Source organism: Ureibacillus sp. GCM10028918, from assembly GCF_042666115.1.
Taxonomy (GTDB): Bacteria; Bacillota; Bacilli; order Bacillales_A; family Planococcaceae; genus Ureibacillus.
On the sequence record NZ_JBHTFK010000014.1, the window covers coordinates 33,992 to 54,711 of the forward strand.

The 20,720-nt window shown below is 36.9% G+C and carries 20 protein-coding genes; 16 read left to right on the forward strand and 4 right to left on the reverse strand.

What is annotated here, in order from left to right; genetic code table 11:
* Positions 1-21 precede the first annotated feature (21 nt).
* From ACFQU5_RS12685 to ACFQU5_RS12695, 3 genes are all read left to right on the forward strand, one after another.
* The gene (locus ACFQU5_RS12685) at positions 22-1,851 is read left to right on the forward strand and encodes an assimilatory sulfite reductase (NADPH) flavoprotein subunit (RefSeq protein WP_390288280.1); all 1,830 of its coding nucleotides are present in this window, start codon (positions 22-24) and stop codon (positions 1,849-1,851) included.
* Positions 1,852-1,864: 13 nt separating this feature from the next.
* Positions 1,865-3,586: an assimilatory sulfite reductase (NADPH) hemoprotein subunit gene (gene cysI, locus ACFQU5_RS12690; RefSeq protein ID WP_390288282.1), complete on the forward strand. Its 1,722-nt coding sequence runs from the start codon at positions 1,865-1,867 to the stop codon at positions 3,584-3,586.
* 61 nt (positions 3,587-3,647) lie between these two features.
* Entirely contained in the window at positions 3,648-4,247 is a 600-nt protein-coding gene (locus ACFQU5_RS12695; RefSeq protein WP_390288284.1) for an NAD(P)-binding protein, read from the forward strand.
* A gap of 158 nt (positions 4,248-4,405) precedes the next feature.
* Here the strand turns inward: ACFQU5_RS12695 and ACFQU5_RS12700 are convergent, their stop codons facing one another.
* Positions 4,406-5,662 carry a BaiN/RdsA family NAD(P)/FAD-dependent oxidoreductase gene (locus tag ACFQU5_RS12700; RefSeq protein WP_390288286.1) on the reverse strand — a complete coding sequence of 419 codons (1,257 nt, stop codon included), beginning with the start codon at positions 5,660-5,662 and terminating at the stop codon, positions 4,406-4,408.
* Between the two features lie 281 nt (positions 5,663-5,943).
* Here ACFQU5_RS12700 and ACFQU5_RS12705 point away from each other — a divergent pair, with 281 nt between their 5' ends.
* Both ACFQU5_RS12705 and ACFQU5_RS12710 read left to right on the forward strand, forming a co-directional pair.
* Positions 5,944-7,554, forward strand: a complete 1,611-nt coding sequence (locus ACFQU5_RS12705) for a putative polysaccharide biosynthesis protein (RefSeq protein ID WP_390288288.1) — start codon at positions 5,944-5,946, stop codon at positions 7,552-7,554.
* A gap of 14 nt (positions 7,555-7,568) precedes the next feature.
* The gene (locus tag ACFQU5_RS12710) at positions 7,569-8,279 is read left to right on the forward strand and encodes a pseudouridine synthase (protein WP_390288290.1); all 711 of its coding nucleotides are present in this window, start codon (positions 7,569-7,571) and stop codon (positions 8,277-8,279) included.
* A gap of 269 nt (positions 8,280-8,548) precedes the next feature.
* Here ACFQU5_RS12710 and ACFQU5_RS12715 read toward each other — a convergent pair whose 3' ends face one another.
* Entirely contained in the window at positions 8,549-8,770 is a 222-nt protein-coding gene (locus ACFQU5_RS12715) for a DeoR family transcriptional regulator (RefSeq protein WP_390288320.1), read from the reverse strand.
* A gap of 582 nt (positions 8,771-9,352) precedes the next feature.
* Complete coding sequence (locus tag ACFQU5_RS12720) at positions 9,353-9,607, reverse strand: hypothetical protein (protein WP_390288292.1); 255 nt, start codon at positions 9,605-9,607, stop codon at positions 9,353-9,355.
* 109 nt (positions 9,608-9,716) lie between these two features.
* On the opposite strand from ACFQU5_RS12720, the gene pepV reads away from it, so the two are divergent.
* The 6 genes from pepV to ACFQU5_RS12750 all read left to right on the forward strand — a co-directional run bounded on the left by pepV (position 9,717) and on the right by ACFQU5_RS12750 (position 15,951).
* Entirely contained in the window at positions 9,717-11,111 is a 1,395-nt protein-coding gene (gene pepV / locus ACFQU5_RS12725; protein WP_390288294.1) for a dipeptidase PepV, read from the forward strand.
* A gap of 20 nt (positions 11,112-11,131) precedes the next feature.
* Entirely contained in the window at positions 11,132-11,989 is an 858-nt protein-coding gene (dat, locus tag ACFQU5_RS12730; protein WP_390288296.1) for a D-amino-acid transaminase, read from the forward strand.
* Between the two features lie 198 nt (positions 11,990-12,187).
* Positions 12,188-13,180: a nuclease-related domain-containing protein gene (locus ACFQU5_RS12735; protein ID WP_408063437.1), complete on the forward strand. Its 993-nt coding sequence runs from the start codon at positions 12,188-12,190 to the stop codon at positions 13,178-13,180.
* A 7-nt stretch (positions 13,181-13,187) separates the two neighbouring features.
* Complete coding sequence (locus ACFQU5_RS12740) at positions 13,188-14,135, forward strand: diacylglycerol/lipid kinase family protein (protein WP_390288300.1); 948 nt, start codon at positions 13,188-13,190, stop codon at positions 14,133-14,135.
* Between the two features lie 79 nt (positions 14,136-14,214).
* Entirely contained in the window at positions 14,215-14,865 is a 651-nt protein-coding gene (gene trmB / locus ACFQU5_RS12745) for a tRNA (guanosine(46)-N7)-methyltransferase TrmB (RefSeq protein ID WP_390288302.1), read from the forward strand.
* 210 nt (positions 14,866-15,075) lie between these two features.
* Positions 15,076-15,951, forward strand: a complete 876-nt coding sequence (locus ACFQU5_RS12750) for a YtnP family quorum-quenching lactonase (protein WP_390288304.1) — start codon at positions 15,076-15,078, stop codon at positions 15,949-15,951.
* 51 nt (positions 15,952-16,002) lie between these two features.
* Here the strand turns inward: ACFQU5_RS12750 and ACFQU5_RS12755 are convergent, their stop codons facing one another.
* On the reverse strand, positions 16,003-16,317 hold the full coding sequence (locus ACFQU5_RS12755) for a hypothetical protein (protein WP_390288306.1): 315 nt from the start codon (positions 16,315-16,317) through the stop codon (positions 16,003-16,005).
* Positions 16,318-16,556: 239 nt separating this feature from the next.
* On the opposite strand from ACFQU5_RS12755, the gene ACFQU5_RS12760 reads away from it, so the two are divergent.
* From ACFQU5_RS12760 to ytpR, 5 genes are all read left to right on the forward strand, one after another.
* Positions 16,557-17,633 (forward strand): M42 family metallopeptidase, encoded by a 1,077-nt coding sequence (locus tag ACFQU5_RS12760; protein WP_390288308.1) that lies wholly within the window; start codon positions 16,557-16,559, stop codon positions 17,631-17,633.
* Positions 17,634-17,712: 79 nt separating this feature from the next.
* Positions 17,713-18,231 (forward strand): DUF84 family protein, encoded by a 519-nt coding sequence (locus tag ACFQU5_RS12765; protein WP_390288310.1) that lies wholly within the window; start codon positions 17,713-17,715, stop codon positions 18,229-18,231.
* 169 nt (positions 18,232-18,400) lie between these two features.
* Positions 18,401-18,928, forward strand: a complete 528-nt coding sequence (locus ACFQU5_RS12770; protein ID WP_390288312.1) for a hypothetical protein — start codon at positions 18,401-18,403, stop codon at positions 18,926-18,928.
* A gap of 159 nt (positions 18,929-19,087) precedes the next feature.
* Positions 19,088-19,903, forward strand: coding sequence for a DUF1444 domain-containing protein (locus ACFQU5_RS12775; protein ID WP_390288314.1), 816 nt, complete (start codon positions 19,088-19,090; stop codon positions 19,901-19,903).
* Positions 19,900-20,517, forward strand: coding sequence for a YtpR family tRNA-binding protein (ytpR, locus tag ACFQU5_RS12780; RefSeq protein WP_390288316.1), 618 nt, complete (start codon positions 19,900-19,902; stop codon positions 20,515-20,517). Before ACFQU5_RS12775 ends, ytpR begins: the two co-directional genes overlap by 4 nt.
* Positions 20,518-20,720 lie beyond the last annotated feature (203 nt).

Consider the following 20,720-nt stretch of genomic DNA (forward strand, 5'->3'; position numbering starts at 1 on the left):
AGGCGAAGAGGTGTGTGGGAAGTGAAGTTAGAAGTTATCAATAGCCCTTTTAACGAACAACAAGTCCAACAACTAAATGAAGTTTTTGCAACATTAACACAAAACCAAAAAATTTGGTTAACGGGTTACTTGAGTGCAACTGCTGTAGTAGGTGCACAAGTAACAAATGAACCAATTGCAAGTGAGCAACCATCGGGTAATGTTGTAGTATTACCAACCCCGGTTGAAAAAGCTCCATCCAAGCATATTACAATTTTATATGCTTCGCAAACAGGTAATGCCGGTGGGCTAGCTAAAAAGTATGGAGAACAGCTGCAAAAGGCTGGTTTTGAAGTGAATGTTTCTTCAATGAGCGATTTTAAAACAAATGCTTTAAAAAAATTAGATCACTTACTTGTAGTTGCAAGTACTCATGGTGAGGGTGAGCCGCCGGATAACGCAATTTCTTTCCATAGCTATCTGTATGGAAAGCGAGCACCAAAATTAGATCATGTAAAATTTGCAGTACTTTCTTTAGGAGACAGTTCCTATGAGTTCTTCTGCAAAACGGGAATTGATTTTGACGAACAGCTAGAAAAGCTTGGAGCACAAAGAATAGCAGACCGTGTTGATTGCGACCTTGACTATGACGAACCAGCAGCAAAATGGTTTGAATCTGTAAAATTAAAGTTACAGGAAGGCGAAGTGAGTGACCAAACGATACAAGAAGCAGCTCCAACTGTTTTAGAATCTTCGGTAGAGTACTCGCGTAAAAATCCATTCAACGCTGAAATTTTAGAGAAGATTAACTTAAATGCTCATGGGTCCAATAAAGAAACAATTCATTTAGAATTATCTTTAGAAAATTCGGGAATTACATTTGAACCCGGAGATAGTCTTGCAATCTACCCAACTAATAATGAAAGTCTTGTAAACTCATTAATTGCAGCGTTGGGGTTTGATTCAGACAAGTCAGTTAATGTTGACGATCAAGCAGTTACACTAAAAGAGGCGTTAATGGACTTACTTGAAATTACGACACTTACAAAACCGGTTATGCAGAAAATTGGTGAATTTACGTTAAGTGAAGAGTTCCACGAAATACTTGCTGATCGAGAAGCATTTAAAAGCTATACAAATGGCCGTGATTTATTAGATGTTATCGGAAAATTCGGTCCTTTCAGTTGGGATGAACAAAATTTTGTAAATAGTTTAAGAAAACTACCAGCAAGACAATACTCAATTTCCAGCAGTCTAGCAGCTTATCCTGATGAAGTTCACTTAACGATTGGGACAGTCCGATATGAAGTGGATGGGCGTGAACGCCTAGGTGTTTGCTCAACGCAGGTGGCAGACAAATTAGAAATTGGTGATAGCGTAAGAGTATATGTACAAAAAAATCCCAACTTCAAATTGCCTGCTGATGATACACCAATCATTATGGTTGGCCCTGGTACAGGTGTTGCTCCATTCCGCTCATTTATTCAAGAACGTGAAGAAAGGGGTGCGGAAGGGAAGAACTGGTTATTCTTCGGAGATCAGCATTTTGTAACAGACTTTTTATATCAAACGGAGTGGCAAAGCTGGCTTAAATCTGGCGTCTTAACAAAACTGGACGTAGCCTTTTCTCGTGACAAAGCAGAAAAAGTTTATGTTCAACATAAAATGCAAAAACATGCGGCTGAAATTTTCTCTTGGCTGGAGCAAGGGGCGACTTTTTACGTATGTGGAGATAAGGATCATATGGCAGCTGACGTTCATAATACATTGCTACATATCATTGCAGAACAAGGAAACAAAACAGAAGAAGACGCAAAAGCATATCTTGAAGAACTACGTAAACAAAAACGCTATCAACGAGATGTATATTAAGGGGGAAGTACGAATGGTGCAAAAAGTTGTATTACCGCCTCAAGAAGGTAAACCTAGTGATGTTGAGGAAATAAAAGCAGAAAGTAACTACTTGCGCGGCAGTCTTGTAGAATCGATGGAGGAGGAACTTAGCTCGGGTATCTCGGATTGGGATAATCGTTTAATGAAGTTCCACGGAAGCTACTTACAAGATGACCGCGACGTACGATTAGAACGTGAACGGAAGAAATTAGAACCTGCTTATCAATTCATGGTACGTGTACGTATGCCAGGTGGAGTTGCAACTGCAGAGCAATGGCTTAAAATGGATGAACTGGCTGAGAAGTATGGAAATCAGTCATTTAAAATTACAACACGTCAAACAATTCAATTCCATGGTATTTTAAAATGGAATATGAAAAAACATATGCAAGAATTGAATAGTGTTTTATTCGATACAATTGCAGCATGTGGTGATGTAAACCGAAATGTTATGTGTAATGCAAATCCATATCAGTCGGATATTCATCAGGAAGTTTTTGAATTGTCCTCCAAAATCAGTGAGCATTTATTGCCTCGCACAAATGCGTACTATGAAATTTGGTTAGATAAAGAAAAAGTCGTGGATACACAGGAAGAGCAAGAGCCGATTTATGGTTCTCTCTATTTACCACGTAAATTTAAGATTGGTATCGCAGTACCGCCTGCAAACGATGTTGACGTATTCTCTCAAGATATCGGTTTGATTGCTGTGTTGGAAAATAATAAATTAGTAGGTTTTAACGTAGCAATTGGCGGTGGTATGGGGATGACTCATGGCGATACAGCAACTTATCCACAACTTAGCCGTTTAATTGGATATGTTCCAAAGGATAAAATTGTTGACGTGTGCGAGAAAATTATGACGGTGCAACGTGACTATGGCGATCGTTCTGTACGTAAATATGCACGATTCAAATATACTGTGGATCGCTTGGGCCTAGATAGTGTAAAAGAAGAAACAGAGTCCCGTTTAGGATATACATTTGAAGAAGCCAAACCATTTAATTTTGAGCATACTGGGGATCGTTACGGTTGGATAAAAGGGGATGATGGTAAATACCATTTCACACTTTTTATACAAAATGGTCGCGTTCGAGATTTCGACAACTATCCATTGAAAACGGCATTACGTGAAATTGCCGAAATCCATCAAGGCGAATTCCGTTTCACTGGTAACCAAAATGTAGTTATTGCAAACGTTGGGGCTCGAGCTAAAAAAGCAATCAATGACATTATTGAAAAATATCAATTAACGGATAGTGATAATTATTCAGCATTACGTCGTAATTCAATTGCTTGTGTAGCCTTGCCAACTTGTGGTTTAGCAATGGCTGAAGCGGAACGTTATTTACCTTCATTGATTGAAAAAATTGAAGTTATTTTAGATGAAAACGGATTACGAGATCAAGATATAACTATCCGTATGTCAGGCTGCCCAAATGGATGCTCTCGTGCTGCAATGGGCGAGATTGGCTTTATCGGTAAAGGACCTGGGAAATATAATTTCTATTTAGGGGCTAGTCATAAGGGTACTCGATTAAATAAGATTTATAAAGAAAACATTGGGGAAGAAGAGATTTTATCAACTCTTCGTCCAATAATTGAACACTTTGCCAAAGAACGTTTAGATAACGAATATTTTGGTGACTTTGTTATCCGTGCTGGCTACGTTGAAGCAGTGACAGATGGTCGCAAATTCCATAATCAAGCTTAGTAGACTATGATAAAGGTTGTATTTCGATACAGCCTTTATTTCATTGTTAGGAGGGAAATAGATGTATCCGGTAATGTTGAACTTGGAAAATAAACGGGTGCTTATTGTTGGTGGTGGAGAAATTGCAACCAAAAAAACGAACATGCTCTTAGGGCAAAATGCACAAATCGTTATTATTAGTCCTGCTCTTACGAATACGCTACATACTTATTCTGTAAATGGAGAAATTCAATGGTTGAAGAGAGAATTTGAAATAACAGATACAAGGGATGCTTTTCTTGTTATTGCAGCAACAAATGATCGTGAAGTTAATGCAACGATCAGAGAAAATTGTTTCGATAATCAACTTGTAAATGTTGTTGACTCCCCCGATGATAGTAATTTTTATAATGTGGCTTATTTAGAACGAGGGAAGCTGAAGATTGCGATCTCGACAGAAGGAGCAAGTCCCCTGTTGGCAAAACAAATTAAGAGTGATTTAAATGAGTTTTTTGACGAAAGTTATGAGGATTATTTGAACTTTTTATTAGTTGCAAGGGAAAAAATTAAGCTATTAGTAAGTGATGAAGAACGAAAATATAAATTGTTACAGGAATTATTGGAAGAGAAGTTTCGTAATAATGAAGAGGAACGCAAGCAGTTTCTTTTGAATATTTTTTAGAAAAGGCAAAGCCAATCCTTATGGGGTTTTGCCTCTTGAGTATATATTGGCACACTTTAGAAGCTGTTTAGACACATTTTTTAATAAAGAGAGCAACTACCGTAAAGCAATATTAATAGCTATAGATAGTCACTCTCACGCTCAATCTTTCATAAAAACTATTTCATTGCACCGGCACTCATGCCAGCAATTCGTCCTGTTACAAGGGCACTAGTAATATTGTATCCGCCAGTGTAGCCATGAATATCTAAAATTTCGCCACAGAAGAACAAGCCTGTTTTCATTTTTGAGGCCATTGTTTTAGGCTCAATCTCTTTAACTGACACGCCACCACCCGTGACAAAGGCTTTTTCGAGAGATAAGGTACCATGGACATCCATAGTGAAGCTAACAAGTTCACGGGCTAATTGGCGAATTTTTTCTGGAGAGAGTTCAGCTGCCGTTACTGAAGGATCGATGCCGGCACGCTCCATTAAAAATAGTAGCCACCTTTCGGAAGCAACCGATTTCCATACGTTTTTAACTGCTTTTTTCGGATCTTCTTTTAACAGCTTGTTTAAAAATTGTAAACATGTTTCTTCGTTGAATTCTGTTAATGTTTGAATACGAAGCTGGACCGGAGCACCACCATTTTTTTTCCGTTCTTTTACAATAAATTGGCTGCATCTTAAAATTGCTGGTCCACTGACGCCGAAATGAGTAAAGAGCATGTCCATTTGGTGTGTGACAATGGCTTTTCCTTTTTTGTTTAAGACCGAAACCCCCACATCTCTTAAAGCAAGTCCCTGTAGTTCACGAGATTGAATGAAAGGCTCTTTAGAGGTAACGGGCACTTCAGTCGGATAAAGGTCCGTTACGGTATGCCCAGCACGCTCTGCCCATGGATAGCCATCTCCAGTAGAACCAGTTTGTGGTACAGCTTTACCACCAACAGCAACAACTACTGCTTTGGCTAGGAGTTCTGTTCCATCCGATAAGCGTACGCCTAATATTTTTTCGCCATCCATTAATAATTTCGCAACCGTCGTTTGTAGGCGAATGTCAACGTGGAGTCGATTTAATTCTTTCACTAAAGCTTCTACAACGTCGGTAGCACGGTTCGAAACAGGGAACATACGGCCATGGTCCTCTTCTTTAAGAGCTACTCCTAGTCCTTCAAAAAATTCGATAATATTTTCATTGTTATAAACAGTAAATGGGCTATATAGGAAACGTCCATTTCCTGGGATATGCTTAATGATTTCATCAACGGATAACCGATTTGTGACATTGCATCTGCCGCCGCCTGAAATCGCCAACTTTTTTCCGAGTTTATTTCCTTTTTCGATTAAAACTACTTTTTTCTTTTGTTCTGCAGCTGCTATTGCTGCCATTAATCCAGATGGACCTCCACCAATTACAATAACATCGATCATTTTTTAATCTGCCTTTCTAAAATTCAATGTCTAAAAGCTTAACTCCTCTAACATTATACATAATTATGAAGAAACTATTTGAGTTAATCGACTTTCACATGTAAACTAACATGTAGATTCGTTTTCGAAACAATAATTGTTTGAAATCGTCGACTATTTCAGTCGGCTTTTATTTTTCTAATAATAGCTTATTAAAGATATAGTTTATAGGATAGTAATTCTAAAAAGACTATTTTTTAATACATATATATTTACAATTTCATAAAGATTGGGATGTTTTTATGTCATCATTAATGAAAGGAACGGCGATATTAACAGTTGGTTTGTTTTTATCGAAAGTTCTAGGGTTAGTTTATGTTTTCCCTTTTTATTCAATTGTGGGGAAAGATAATGTTGGATTATACCAATATGCATATATTCCGTACAACATTATGCTATCCGTTGCAATTTCGGGGTTACCTCTTGGTGTTTCAAAATTTGTTTCTAAATATAATTCTATTAATGACTATGAGGCAGGAAGGAAGCTTTTTAAATCAGGAATCCTTGTAATGATCATTACAGGTATTATTTCTTTTTTTATATTAAATTTACTGGCTACACCTATAGCAAATGTAGTTATCAAAGATGAAGAACAAATCTACACAGTAGATCAAATTGCTTCGGCTATTCGATGGGTTAGTTATGCATTATTAGCAGTTCCGATTATGAGTTTGATTAGAGGTTTCTTCCAAGGATATAGTCATTATATGCCGACTTCAGTCTCACAGTTAGTTGAGCAAATTGTTCGCATCGTTGTATTGCTGGGTGGTTCTTTTGTGGTTGTAGTACTTTTAAATGGTCAACCCGAAACCGCGGTTAAATTTGCTGTATTTGCAGCATTCGTAGGTGCTCTGGGTGGATTGGTGGTTTTATACTACTATTGGAAAAAATTAAGCCCGGAATTTAATGTGCTACGTGAAAATAGTGTATCTTCTGGTGAACTTTCTTATAAAGCTATATATAAAGAAATAATCAAGTACTCTATTCCATTTGTTTTTGTTGGAATGGCAAGTTCATTATTCCAGCTAGTCGATATGTTAACTTTTAATAGTGCCATGGTTTCAATTGGATTAGCTAATGTAACGGATGATTATTTAACAATGTTGAACTTTACGACACAAAAAATTGTCATTATCCCGGTAATGCTTGCAACAGGGTTTTCTATGGCTCTAATACCAACAATTACGAAGCACTACACTTTAGGGGCCTTCGATACACTTCGGGGCGAATTAGATAAAACCTATCAAATTCTGTTATTTATAACTATCCCGGCAAGTATCGGAATTGCTATATTAGCACCAGGTATCTATCACGTTTTATATGAACAAAGTGAAATGGGGGCAGAAGTTTTAGCACATTATGCACCATTAGCCATTCTCTTTGCATTATTCTCGGTTACAGCAGCGATTCTTCAGGGAATCGATTATCAAAAATGGATTATATTCAGTTTATTAACTGGGATATTAGTCAAACTAATGTTAAATACCCCTCTTATTAAATTGATGGAAGTCGATGGAGCACTTCTGGCAACTGCTATCGGTTATGGAGTGACGATTGCCATTAATATCGCGGTAATTCATAAAGTATTGCACTATAGTTCGAAGTTGGTATTTAGACGGATTATTTTAATTTGTATATTAACTCTAATGATGTCTATTTCAGTGATAATTGTAAATAAATTACTTTATTCAATAACATTACCTACTAACAAATTACTTGAAGCTCTTTATTTGATTATTTCTGTTGGTGTCGGAGCTTTTGTTTATGGTTATCTGTCATTCCGATTAAGAATTGCACAAAAATTATTGGGTGGACGTATTACAAAAATAGCAAACAAACTTGGATTTAAATAGGAGGGTCTAGTCAAGTGCGGTTAGATAAATTATTAGCAAATATGGGCTATGGGACCCGAAAAGAAGTTAAGCAATTATTAAAGCAAAAGGGGGTAACTGTGGATGGGGGAGTTGTAAAAGATGCTTCCATGCACGTGAACCCAGATATACAAGAAGTCAGTGTTTTTGGTGAAAGAGTAGAGTATACGGAATTTATCTACCTGATGATGAATAAACCACCGGGAGTCATATCAGCAACTGAAGATCATATTGACAAAACCGTTATTGACCTATTAGATCCGTTAGCACAGCATTTTAAACCTTTTCCAGTAGGTCGGTTAGATAAAGATACTGAAGGCTTATTATTGATAACTAACGATGGTCAATTAGCGCATAATCTTTTATCGCCGAAAAAGCATGTTCCAAAAACCTATTATGCAAAAATAAATGGGGAAGTTACTGAATCAGATATTGAAGCATTTAAACAAGGTGTGGAATTAGATGATGGATATGTAACGAAACCCGGTGAACTAGTTATATTAAGATCAGGTCCAAGTTCCGAAATCGAGCTGACGATCCAAGAAGGAAAGTTTCATCAAGTAAAAAGAATGTTCGAATCGGTTGAAAAGACGGTAACTTATTTGAAACGCTTATCGATGGGAAGCCTGAAACTGGATGAGCAGCTTAACCTGGGGGATTATAGAGAGTTGACTGAGGAAGAACTGAACACTTTAAAAAATAAATAATATCTCTTTTTAGAGTAAAAAAGAATGACCCCGACGAAAGGTCATTCTTTTTATTTTGCGGATGTAAAATTAAAGATTTCAAGGACATCGGCATAAGACAATACATCAACTCGTCCCATTTTGGTCGAGATGTGCTTTCCTAATATATTATGTTACTAATTTTAATGTCAGCAACAGTTCGCATAAGCTTGAAGTGAAAAGTACTAAAGAAGTGTATTGCTAGCAAACCTTCCTCATTTAATAAACTAGAGGAATTTGTTGCATTCGATCTAAGATGATAATTTAACTCTTTTCTTCGTCGTTGTCCATTTGCCTCGACTTGGACTCGTTACCAAATCATTAAAGGCTAACACATTCAAATCTCTTTGAATGGTGCGAGGAGTGATATTGAACTCTTCGACTAAATCCTGTGTAGATACTGTTCCTCTATCAAGGATAAACATGTACACGTCTTTAATACGATTAAGCATTCTGTCAGTAGTTGGTTTCATAAACATGAACCACTCCTTCGATCTTAATTCTCATGGCAAAGACTAGCGGACGACATCAGTGCAGAGGCACCAGGCTAATTAAATTTCTGCCTTAGACATCCCCTTTTTTATTTTTTTATTTGTCAAGTAGTTTACTATGACAAGGATATTATATCAGCAATCTATTAATTTTTCCATAATTCTCAATTAATTAATACAATTTTTACAACAGGTATATATTGTGATAATACGAAAAATAAGGCGCTTTTATGACAATTGTGCTTGTACTTTCTTTAAATGTAAGTATAAAATTTATTGAATAATGTGCCAATGCAGATGTGCGCACCTTTCGCTTTTCGTTGTCTAGCTGCAGGTGCTAGCTCCTCTACAATTTCAGAATCGCCTGCAAGGACCAAAAGCGTCCTTTTGTCGATTCTTCCAATTGTGGACGGAGCTAAACGAGCACCTTTCGCTTTTCATTGTCTAGCTGCAGGTGCTAGCTCCTCGCGCAACTAGAATCGCCTGCAAGGATTAGAAAACTTGGCTGATTGCAAAGACTCTTGGCAATCAGTCTTAGTTGCACTTATGCAGACTAGGAAAGGTTTATACTTTCTTAGTCTGCCAAAAAGCTTTTGTCGATTCTTCCGCCGCACATGGATGTGCAAGTGCCGACAATGCCACACGATGTGGCGTTCTTGTCGGCCAGTTGTTGGGGCTCACACGATGTGAGTCATGTCGACGATGCAACAGGATGTTGCGCTTTCGTCGACGCGGAGCTGAACGAGCACCTTTCGCTTTTCGTTGTCTAGCTGCAGGTGCTAGCTCCTCTACAATTTCAGAATCGCCTGCAAGGACCAAAAGCGTCCTTTTGTCGATTCTTCCAATTGTTGACGGAGCTGAACGAGCACCTTTCGCTTTTCGTTAAGAAAGAGTAAAATTGTCGGTATTAAGTTAAGGGGTGGTAAAAATGGATTGGATAAAATTAGCTGAATCTAGAAAAGAAGAGCTAGTTTCAGAATTGCAACAGTTAATTCAAATTGCAAGTGTTCTTGATCAAGAAACTTCAAGTGATGAAGCTCCTTTTGGTGTAGGTCCGTTAAAAGCATTGCAGTATATGCTCGATTTAGGAGAACAGCAAGGATTTACTTCAAAGAATGTTGATAATGTTGCTGGTCACTTAGAAATGGGATCAGGAGAAGAATTACTAGGTATTTTATGTCATGTAGACGTTGTGCCAGTTGGTGATTCTTGGACATACCCTCCTTTTAAGGGGGAAGTCGTTGATGGTAAGCTATATGGCCGTGGGGCGATTGATGATAAAGGGCCGACAATGGCTGCCTATTTAGCAATGAAAATGGTAAAAGACGCAGGAATAGAATTAAAGCAACGCGTACGAATGATTATTGGAACGGACGAAGAAAGCGGCTTCCGTTGTGTTGATCATTATTTCACAAAAGAAGAAATGCCAACAATCGGTTTTGCTCCGGATGCCGATTTTCCTCTTATCAATGCAGAGAAAGGTATTTCTATTTTAGATTTTTCTCAAAAAGGAAAAGTTGAAGAGGATGAACAGATAATTGCTTTCAAAGCGGGACAACGTTCTAATATGGTACCTGATACAGCAAATGCAATCATACAAAATGCATCTCCATTAATTGAAGAGAACTTTACTATTTTCTTGGAAAAAAATAGAACAGATGGTACATTAACGAAAGAAGAAGGTCGATATATAATAACAATGAAAGGTAAAGCTGCCCATGCAATGGAACCTGAAAAGGGAAGAAATGCAGCTGTATTGTTATCAAAATTTCTTCAAACTGAAGTGACGACCAAAGCAAGTCTTGAATTTGTTTCATTTATAGTCAATACATTTGACGAGGATCATTATGGAAGTACTATCAAGCTTGATTATTACGATGAAATGTCTGGTCATACAACATTTAATCCAGGTGTTGTATTGTTCCATCAAAAGCGTGGTGGCCATGTTCAAGTTAGTATGCGTTATTCAGTTAGTTACCCATTTGAAGAGAAAATTACAGAAGCTGCTGGGCATGTAGCTGCTTTAGGTTTTGCACTTGATGTTGCGTCTAATTCATCTCCACACTATGTTCCCGAAGAGGATGAATTTGTTCAAACGTTATTAGATGTATACAGAAAATATACTGGAGATCACTCTAAACCGCTATCTACGGGCGGAGGAACATATGCAAGGACGATGAAAAAAGGTGTGGCATTCGGTATGCTGTTCCCAGGAGAACCAGATGTTGCCCATCAAGCTGATGAATTTGTAGTTGTCGATAATCTGGTGAGAGCAGCTGCCATTTATGCAGAAGCTATTGTAGAATTAGCAGGGAAAAAATAAAGATAAAAGGGTTGATTTTAATGAGCTACACTTTATGGAATGACCAAATTGTGGATGATCAACAAGTTTCAATTAATAAAGAAGATCGAGGCTATCAGTTTGGTGATGGGGTTTATGAAGTTATTAAAGTATATGATGGGGAAATGTTTACTGCTACAGAACATGTCGACCGATTCTATGCAAGTGCAGAAAAAATTAAAATGACGGTACCATATACAAAAGATAAACTGCATCAATTATTACATGAATTAGTTGAAGCAAATGAATTGAAAACAGGAAACCTATACTTCCAGCTGACACGCGGAACATCTCCTCGCAATCATATATTTCCAGGAGATGATGTGCTTCCTGTATTAACAGGAAATGTAAAAGAAGCACCACGCTCGATCGAAAATGGCAAAAATGGGGTAAAAGCAACATTTGCAGAAGATATTCGCTGGCTACGCTGCGATATTAAATCACTAAATCTATTAGGAGCCGTATTGGCAAAACAAGAGGCACATGAAAAGGGCTGTTATGAAGCGATTCTACACCGTGGAGAGACAATTACTGAAGGTTCTTCAACAAATGTATTCGGGATCAAAGATGGTGTCTTATACACACATCCTGCCGATAATTTTATTTTAAGTGGAATCACTCGTGGTGTTATTTTAAATTGTGCAAATGAAATTGGACTCCCTGTAAAACAAGAGGCATTTACAAAAGGCGAAGCCCTACAAATGGATGAATTGTTCGTCTCGTCAACAACATCAGAAATTACACCTGTTATAGAGTTGGATGGAAATTTGATAAATGGAGGGGTAATTGGCGAGTGGACTAGCAAATTACAAAAACAGTTTGAAACAAAGCTTCCAGTTAGCGAGTTCCATAATTTATAACAACATAAATAGTCTAATGATTAGTGGGTAGGATAACTTCTATCCACTATTTTTTTAGTAATTCGTCATGTAGAATTGTAATAATCAATAAAAGATATAAAAAACAAGTATAAGGGTATAGAATGTTTAAAATGAGTCTTCAATCGAGACGCAGGCAATGCTAAGTGCGTACAGGATTGACAAAAAGGAGTGTTTTGGTTGGCTCAATTAGTGAAACTGCAAGATTATATTTCGAGATATCAAATCGATTTATCGAGGTACCCTACCCAGTTTGTCCGTTTAAAAAAAATCCAGTGGGATCGAGTAAAACAGCAATGGGTATCTGGTGAGGAGATTTCTCAATGGGAGCAGATTGAAGAACAAGCAGAATCGAAGGAAAGCAAAAGAACATTTTCCTTTTTTGAAAAATTTAAAATTAAAAAAAGTGCAAAACAAGTCGAAAATCTAGAAGATGTTGAGATAACGAATGAACTGATAAATCAAGAGGATGAGATTCCGGAAGAAGAGACAACTCTGTTTTTTGAACCGAACATCGTCTATAAACCCAATACAATCGAAGAGCTAAAGAAAATGTTTTTAGATCAGTTTTTCCATTTTCAAATAAAATGGGCAAGCTCAACTGTACGTGAGAAATCCTATGTTGATCCCAAATTTTTACGTGATACATTACTTCGCAACATACTACAAAGCTTTCCGGATAGTTTTTTAGTATTCTACTATCCAATCATAAAAGTAAAAAAGGCTCCTGTTGAGTTGGACATTGTTCTACTAACACCTACAGAATGCTTATGTATAACAGTAGTGGAACAAGAAAATCAAGCTGTATTTGTAGGGGAAGGAGATCGTTTCTGGACGAAAAAGTTCGGTAAAACGAGCAATAAACTCTTAAACCCTTTAATTCAATTGAATCGAATGGAGTCCATCATTTCCAAGTTATTCATCGAGAATGATGTAGAGATGCCGATTCGTAAGGTACTTCTTTCACGGAATGGTTATTTTGATTATCCAGGGACCGTATTTAATGTTCAATTTATCGATAAACGGGATTTCACAAGTTGGTTGCAGCATTTAAGACATTACTCTTCGCCTATGAAACATATGCAAATGCGTGCAGCTAAAGCTATTTTACAGACAGTGCAAACGACCTCTTTCAATCGGGATATTTGGAATGTCGAAAAAGAACAGGAGTAATAAAAAAGTGAAATTGCATTTTGTCATTAATGAGCGTGCGGGAAATGGTAAAGGAGCACGCGTGTGGAAAAAACTCAAAGGTGAGTTAAAGAGCCCATTTTCCCAGCACATAACGAATTACAAAGGGCATGGAAGTAAAATCGCACAGCAAATTGCAACTGCAAATGCAGGTGAATTAAACCTAATTATTGCTATTGGCGGGGATGGAACGATCCATGAAGTAGTGAATGGTGTCATTGATTGTCCGAATGTTTATGTAGGTGCAATTCAAGCAGGATCTGGGAATGATTTTTCAAGGAGCTTCCCAACTTTTAAATCTGCACAAGAAATCGATGAACTTCTTCCGGAAAATAATCGTAAATGTAAATCGTATGATTGCGGACATATTGAGTGGAATGAAAAAGAGTTTGGATTTGTCAATAATTCGGGGATTGGGTTTGATGCTTTTGTTGCGAATGCAGCTAACCTTTCAAGCTTCAAAGATCAACTGAATACACTAGGACTTGGCAAGTTTAGTTATGCATACTACGTTTTAAAAGGCTTATTTACTTTTAAACTGTTCGAGCTAATCGTCGAACAAGACGGAATACTAAGAAAGTATGACAATGTATGGTTTGTCACAGTCTCAAATCAACCTTTTTTTGGTGGAGGAATGAAAATCTCTCCAAAATCGATTCCAAATGATGGACTTTTAGAATTATCGATTGTTTACAATCTTTCAAGATTAAAGCTTTTACTATTGTTTGCCACAGTTTTTTTCGGTGCACATACAAAATTAAAAGAATTTGTTCAATTGCAAGGGGAGCAATTTACTTTATACATAAATGAGGAATTGCCCTGTCATGCCGACGGGGAAATTTTAGGTTTAACGAAAAATTATTCAAAAATATACTATACAGTATACAAAAGGTGCTGGAATATGCTAACAAAAAATAGCGATTCGATGTTAATATAAGAAAAATAAGCTATAATGACAAAAAGATTTGAAAATAAAAAGGTAATTTTGATGAACAACTAGAAAAGAGGATTAGGCATTGAGATTAAGAAATAAACCATGGGCAGAAGAATTTATTGCGAGTCATCCGGAAGTAATTATTGCGAATCCAGAAGAATATATAGGGGATTGGCAGCGTGTTTTTGGAAATGATCACCCGATCCATATAGAAGTGGGAACAGGGAAAGGGCAATTTGTTACGGGAATGGCATTGGCGAATCCGGATATAAACTATATTGGAATTGAATTATATACAAGTGTCATTGTAGTTGCGTTGGAGAAAGTGATAGAAGCCAATACTCCACCAAATTTACGACTATTAAAAGTCAATGGAGCAGATTTAGATAAGTACTTTAAAAAAGGAGACGTAAGTCGAGTTTATTTAAATTTCTCCGATCCTTGGCCAAAGACACGCCATGCGAAACGCCGTCTAACACATGAAGGATTTTTGAAATTATATGAGTCGATCCTTATTGATAACGGGGAGATTCACTTTAAAACCGATAACCGTGGATTATTTGAATACTCTTTAGTGAGTATGTCTGAATATAGCATGTTGTTAAAATATGTATCACTCGATTTACATGCCAATATGCCAGAGGACAACATAATGACGGAGTACGAAGAAAAATTCTCAGCAAAGGGCCAGCCGATTTATAGATTAGAAAGCCAGTTTATATCAAAAAAGTAAACTTGAATAAAATCGGTCATATATCTAATGGGAAATCTGCGACGAAAGCTTGCGGCGGTCGCACATATACAGATTAAAAATGCAATTTTTTATTCAAAAAATAATCTTTAGTGTGTTTTAATAGATTCGTGATGAATATTACAGTATTCATCACATTCTACAATATATATAGTCTGAATATTTGAACTACCATTAAAGGGGGAAAAATGGATGGATCAACTACAATTTCACGAAATGACATTAACATGGCTCGATGGGGGCGTCACTTCTTTAGATGGCGGAGCAATGTTTGGGGTAGTGCCGAAACCGCTATGGTCACGTAAGTATCCTGTAAATGAAAAAAATCAAATCGAATTAGCCTGTGAGCCGATTTTGATACATTTTGAAGGGAAAAACTATTTAATTGATAGCGGAGTAGGTTTCAATAAGCTAACAGAAAAACAGCTACGCAATTTTGGAGTGACAGAAGAGTCAACAATACTTGAGAGTTTACAAGAATTGGGGCTAAGCGCTTCAGATATCGATGTTGTGCTAATGACACATTTGCATTTTGATCATGCAGGAGGTCTGACTCGATGGGAAGGGGAAGAATTAGTTCCAACATTCCCGAATGCCAAAATCTACACGACTCAAATTGAATGGGATGAAATGCGAAATCCTAACATTCGTTCTAAAAATACGTATTGGAAGGAAAATTGGGAGCCGGTACAACATCTTGTAGAGACGTTTGAGGAGCATATTACGATAGCACCAGGAATTGAGATGATTCATACAGGGGGGCATAGTGATGGACATGCCATCATTAAACTGAGACAACAGGATGAAACATTACTGCACATGGCAGACATTATGCCAACTCATGCACACCAAAATCCATTATGGGTATTAGCCTATGATGACTATCCAATGACTAGCGTATTTGCTAAAGAGAAGATTTTACAAGAGGCACTTTCAAATAATTATAAATTTATTTTCTACCATGATGCGTACTTCCGAATGATTCAATGGAGTCAAGATGGAAAAGAGATTAAGGATTCATTAAAGCGTGGAAAAGAAGCGAGAATACAATTTCAAACAAATGCATAGAAAAAAGCTGTTCGATTAGATGCACTAATCGGACAGCTTTTTATAATGCGTTTATGCTTTTGCTAAATCAACTACTACACCAGATCGTGCATCTGCTGCAAATTCAAATGTTTCCATTTGACCGTCATTCATGCGTGTAATACCACCGCGATATACAGGAATGGTCATAACGCCATTATTAAAATCCTCAGTTTTCATATAAATCCAAGAACCATCAATTGGGCTAATCTTTTTAAATTCATCTTTTACATTGTCTAAAACTTGATTGGCAGGTACAAAAGGTGAAATTCTTTCAGAAGTTTCTTTAATGATAATTGCGGCAGCTAGACCAGTAGCTACGCCTATTAAAAAATCTCTTAATTTCATTTGTCATCCTCCTTTGAGCTATTCCTCATTTTAACATTATTTAGTATAGAAGTCTTGTACTACTACCATGAAAAGTACATCTTCCTAAATATTAAATGGATAGAAGCGGTTTATTAGAACATGCTTTAAAAAGAAATTATCAAGTCTTTAATATGTAAAATTTCCCTCTATTTCAATTCGAAAATCGAAATATGTATGTTAAAATAGAAAGGTATCTAAATAAGTAGGGAGTGTTCTGTTTGAATACTGAAACATTACAATTATTTAAAACATTAACTGAATTACCTGGAGCACCTGGTAATGAGCATGCGGTTCGAAAATTTATGCGCACAGAGCTGGAAAAATACTCTGATGAAATCATTCAAGATAATCTTGGCGGGATTTTTGGTGTAAGAAAAGCTGCAGATGAGAATGCACCTAGAATATTAGTTGCCGGCCATATGGATGAAGTATCGTTCATGGTCAAAAACATAACTGAGAATGGGATGATTCAATTCCAAACACTTGGTGGTTGGTCTAACCAAGTCTTGCAAGCACAACGAGTAACTGTTTACGCTAAAGAAAAAGAAATCCCTGGTGTCATTGCTTCGATTCCTCCACATTTATTAAGAGGATCGGATAATAAAGGTGCAATGGAAATTAAAGACATGCTAATTGATGTCGGCGCGGATAGTAAACAGCAGGCTTTAGATATGGGAATACGACCTGGTCAATCCATCATTCCTATTTGTCCATTTACTCCTATGGCAGATCCAAAAAAGATTATGGCAAAAGCTTGGGACAATCGCTATGGATGCGGATTGGCGATTGAATTATTAAAAGAGCTAAAGGATGAAAGTGTAAATAACCATCTATACTCGGGTGCAAACGTAATGGAAGAGGTAGGCTTACGCGGTGCACAAGTGTCGGCTAATATGATTAAACCAGATATTTTCTTTGCATTGGATGCTTCGGCTGCAAATGATACAACTGGTGACAAAACACAATTCGGTCAATTAGGACAAGGAACTCTACTGCGTATTTACGATCCAACAATGGTGACACACAGAGGCCTGCGAGAATTTGTTTTAGATACGGCAGAGACAAATAGCATTCCGTATCAATACTTTGTTTCTCAGGGTGGAACTGATGCTGGAAAAGTGCATATTGCAAATGAAGGAATTCCAAGTACTGTAATTGGAATCTGCTCTCGTTATATTCATACTTCAGCTTCCATCATTCATGTTGATGATTACGCAGCAGCGAAGGAATTGCTTGTTAAGCTTGTCAGAACGCTGGATAGAAGCACTGTTGATACAATCATTAACAATGGTTAAAATTACCACGAGGGAAAGGGTGCCGATTTTGGCATCTTTTTTATTGGTCAAGCGTCTTAAAAATAGGAGATGAAAGAAATTGTTAGTTGCAATCGGAACAAAAAACAAAGCAAAAACTGCTGCCATTCAAAATATTCTAAACTGTTATTTTGATGAGATTAAATATATTCAAGCGGATGTTTCGTCAAATGTTTCTGAACAGCCTTTTTCAAATGCTGAAACGAGACAAGGGGCAATCAATCGTGCGCGCAATACATTAGAAGCAAAAAAAGCAGATCTGAATTTCGGACTTGAGGGTGGCGTACAAGAAATTGGTGATGAGATGTATTGTACTAACTGGGGTGCAGTTGCATTAAACGATGGTACTGTTATTTCAGCAGCAGGCGCACAGTTTTTATTGCCAGAGGAGATTGCAAAAGAATTACGTGCTGGAAAAGAATTGGGTCCAGTTATGGATGTTTATACAAAGCAACAGGATACACGTTCTGGATCTGGCGCTGTAGGTATATTTACAGCTGGTCTTGTTGACCGTACAGAAATGTTTGAGCATATCGTAAAATTACTAATAGGACAATACATGTTCATGACAAAAAAGTAAGTGCTAATTATTCCTTAATATAGTATTGGTAGTAATTTTCAGTTCAACTCAGTAGGCTTCAAATATTATTAAGCTTGTTTCTATGAAAATATTACTAAAAACAAGGCAGTTGCATTGTTACCTATCTATCATTTAAAATAAATAGTTGAAGAGAAAGTGGGGAGTACATATGAAACGTAAATGGTTACTTGCCTCAGCCAGCTGCTTAATGTTATTGACATTAACAGGCTGTGGGAAAACCGTTGAAGAGCAAATTGATAACGGTGTAGCAAGTGCTCAAACTGTTTTTGAAGAAAACCCTCAACAACCAAATAAGACAATTGGTAAGATAGAATTGTATGTTCCTTCTGGTTATGATGTAAAAGAAAGCGAAGACCTGAATAATTTAATTATTACGCAGGGAAATGAAAGCTATATTCTTTTCGTAAATTATTATGAAAAGGAAGACAGCAACTTACATTATGAATTGTTAAAAAATGATCCATCTAAAACGATTATCAAAGAAGAGACTGTAGAATTTGATGGAGCTTTTGGATTCAGCGCAGTAGTTGAATATGATAAGGAACAATTTGAACTAATTGTTAGTAGCGGTGGGGTAAAAATGTCCACAATTTCTGAAGATAAAAATATCGACCAGAAACTAGTGGATATGATGACGGTTGTTCGATCTGTCAAAATTGTTGAAGATAAAGAATAAGTGACGAACAAACTAATCGACTAGAAATAGAATATTTTGTTACAATAAGATATGTAGATTTTACGGTTCACTTTGTGTGAGCCGTTTATTTTTGTTAATGATAAGAACAGAGAAGAACATAGTTGCAAAATTTTTTGTAATTAGAAAGGATGTGATCAGATGAAATCAAAAGAACTAGTCGAAATATTAAAGAATCGTTTAGGCTTGGATAAATTTGATTTTAATTTTGATAAAGAAAAAGATACTTTACGTCTTAATCATAAATCATTGAACCGAGGAATTGATATCTCGCTTCCAGAAATTATAGCCAAATTTCAAACAATCAAAGAAAAAGCGATTGATGAAGTTGTTTACACAATCGAACAGACATTTTCCGCTATGGAGAAGGAACAAAGTGAAGGGTTTCATGATTTATCTTTAGTTTATCCTGTTATTCGTTCAACCTCTTTTCCATTAAAATCAAATGAAGGTTTTCCATTTCTGACAACAGATCACACTGCTGAAACGCGAATTTATTATGCACTAGATTTGGGGACAACTTATCGATTAATAGATGAGTCGATGCTTGAAAAGTTAAAGGTAAATGCTAATCAAGTACGAGAGGCAGCTCGTTTTTCTGTCAGAAAGCTACCAATAAGTACGAAAAAAGATGAAGTCGCAGGTAATATCTTTTATTTCTTGAATCAAAATGATGGATATGATGCGAGCCGGATTTTAAATGAGTCCTTCCTAAAAGAAATGGAAAGTAAGATTGAGGGGGACATGACGTTATCTGTTCCTCACCAAGATGTGTTAATTATTGGTGATATTCGCAATGAAGTAGGATATGATGTATTGGCACAAATGACAATGCATTTCTTTTCGGTAGGTGCAGTTCCAATTACATCGCTATCATTTGTCTACGAAAAAGGCGAATTAGAACCAATCTTTATATTGGCTAAAAATAGAGTTGAGAAGGAGAAAGAAGAAAAATGATCGTAGCTTATAACAAACCTTTTGTAGGGGACGTACTTTTAGTCCAACTAGCATCTGAGAAAATTGTAAACACTGAAGTAGAAAAAAAGGGCGATATTGCCATTTTAAAAGAGCAAGCAACTGGAGAAATTAAAGCGTTCAATATTTTTAATGCGAGTAAATATATCGATTTAGAAGTACAAGGTACAGCAGAAGTAACACCAGAGATTGTAGAAAAAATTGAAGCTGCTTTAAATGCAAACGATGTAACCATCTCCCTGGATGTAGACTTCTCGCCTAAATTTGTAATCGGGTATGTGGAAGAAAAAGAAAAACATCCAAATGCTGATAAGCTTAGCATTTGTAAAGTGAATGTTGGAGACGAAGTATTGCAAATCGTTTGTGGGGCTCCCAATGTTGATGCTGGACAAAAAGTAGTCGTAGCAAAAATTGGTGCAGTAATGCCTTCAGGATTAGTTATCAAGGATTCTGAATTACGTGGAGTGGCTTCTAGCGGAATGCTTTGTTCAGCAAGAGAATTAGCAATTCCTAATGCACCTTCTGCGAAAGGCATTCTAGTCTTGGATGGAGATGCAGAAGTAGGTTCACCTTTTGAGATTCCATCAAATCTTTAAGCAAGTTCATAAAAACGCTTGTCAACCAAGATGAGTATCGCAGGATGAAAGCGTTTGTCAATAATCATAGAGGATATCTCACTAAAATGAGATATCCTTTTTTTCGTGCGCCCGGCATGCACATGAACTATAGGGTGCGAGTCCCGAACCCCGAAGACAGAAGTAGAGGTTAGCCAAGAGCAAGGGTGTCCGTGGTGACGCGG

Bases quoted from the DNA above. Each gene is read 5' to 3' on its own strand.
- cysI (WP_390288282.1), top strand. From the start codon at position 1,865: ATGGTGCAAAAAGTTGTATTACCGCCTCAAGAAGGTAAACCTAGTGAT.
- ACFQU5_RS12695 (WP_390288284.1), top strand. From the start codon at position 3,648: ATGTATCCGGTAATGTTGAACTTGGAAAATAAACGGGTGCTTATTGTT.
- ACFQU5_RS12700 (WP_390288286.1), bottom strand. From the start codon at position 5,662: ATGATCGATGTTATTGTAATTGGTGGAGGTCCATCTGGATTAATGGCA.
- ACFQU5_RS12705 (WP_390288288.1), top strand. From the start codon at position 5,944: ATGTCATCATTAATGAAAGGAACGGCGATATTAACAGTTGGTTTGTTT.
- ACFQU5_RS12715 (WP_390288320.1), bottom strand. From the start codon at position 8,770: ATGAAACCAACTACTGACAGAATGCTTAATCGTATTAAAGACGTGTAC.
- pepV (WP_390288294.1), top strand. From the start codon at position 9,717: ATGGATTGGATAAAATTAGCTGAATCTAGAAAAGAAGAGCTAGTTTCA.
- dat (WP_390288296.1), top strand. From the start codon at position 11,132: ATGAGCTACACTTTATGGAATGACCAAATTGTGGATGATCAACAAGTT.
- ACFQU5_RS12750 (WP_390288304.1), top strand. From the start codon at position 15,076: ATGGATCAACTACAATTTCACGAAATGACATTAACATGGCTCGATGGG.
- ACFQU5_RS12755 (WP_390288306.1), bottom strand. From the start codon at position 16,317: ATGAAATTAAGAGATTTTTTAATAGGCGTAGCTACTGGTCTAGCTGCC.
- ACFQU5_RS12770 (WP_390288312.1), top strand. From the start codon at position 18,401: ATGAAACGTAAATGGTTACTTGCCTCAGCCAGCTGCTTAATGTTATTG.
- ACFQU5_RS12775 (WP_390288314.1), top strand. From the start codon at position 19,088: ATGAAATCAAAAGAACTAGTCGAAATATTAAAGAATCGTTTAGGCTTG.
- ytpR (WP_390288316.1), top strand. From the start codon at position 19,900: ATGATCGTAGCTTATAACAAACCTTTTGTAGGGGACGTACTTTTAGTC.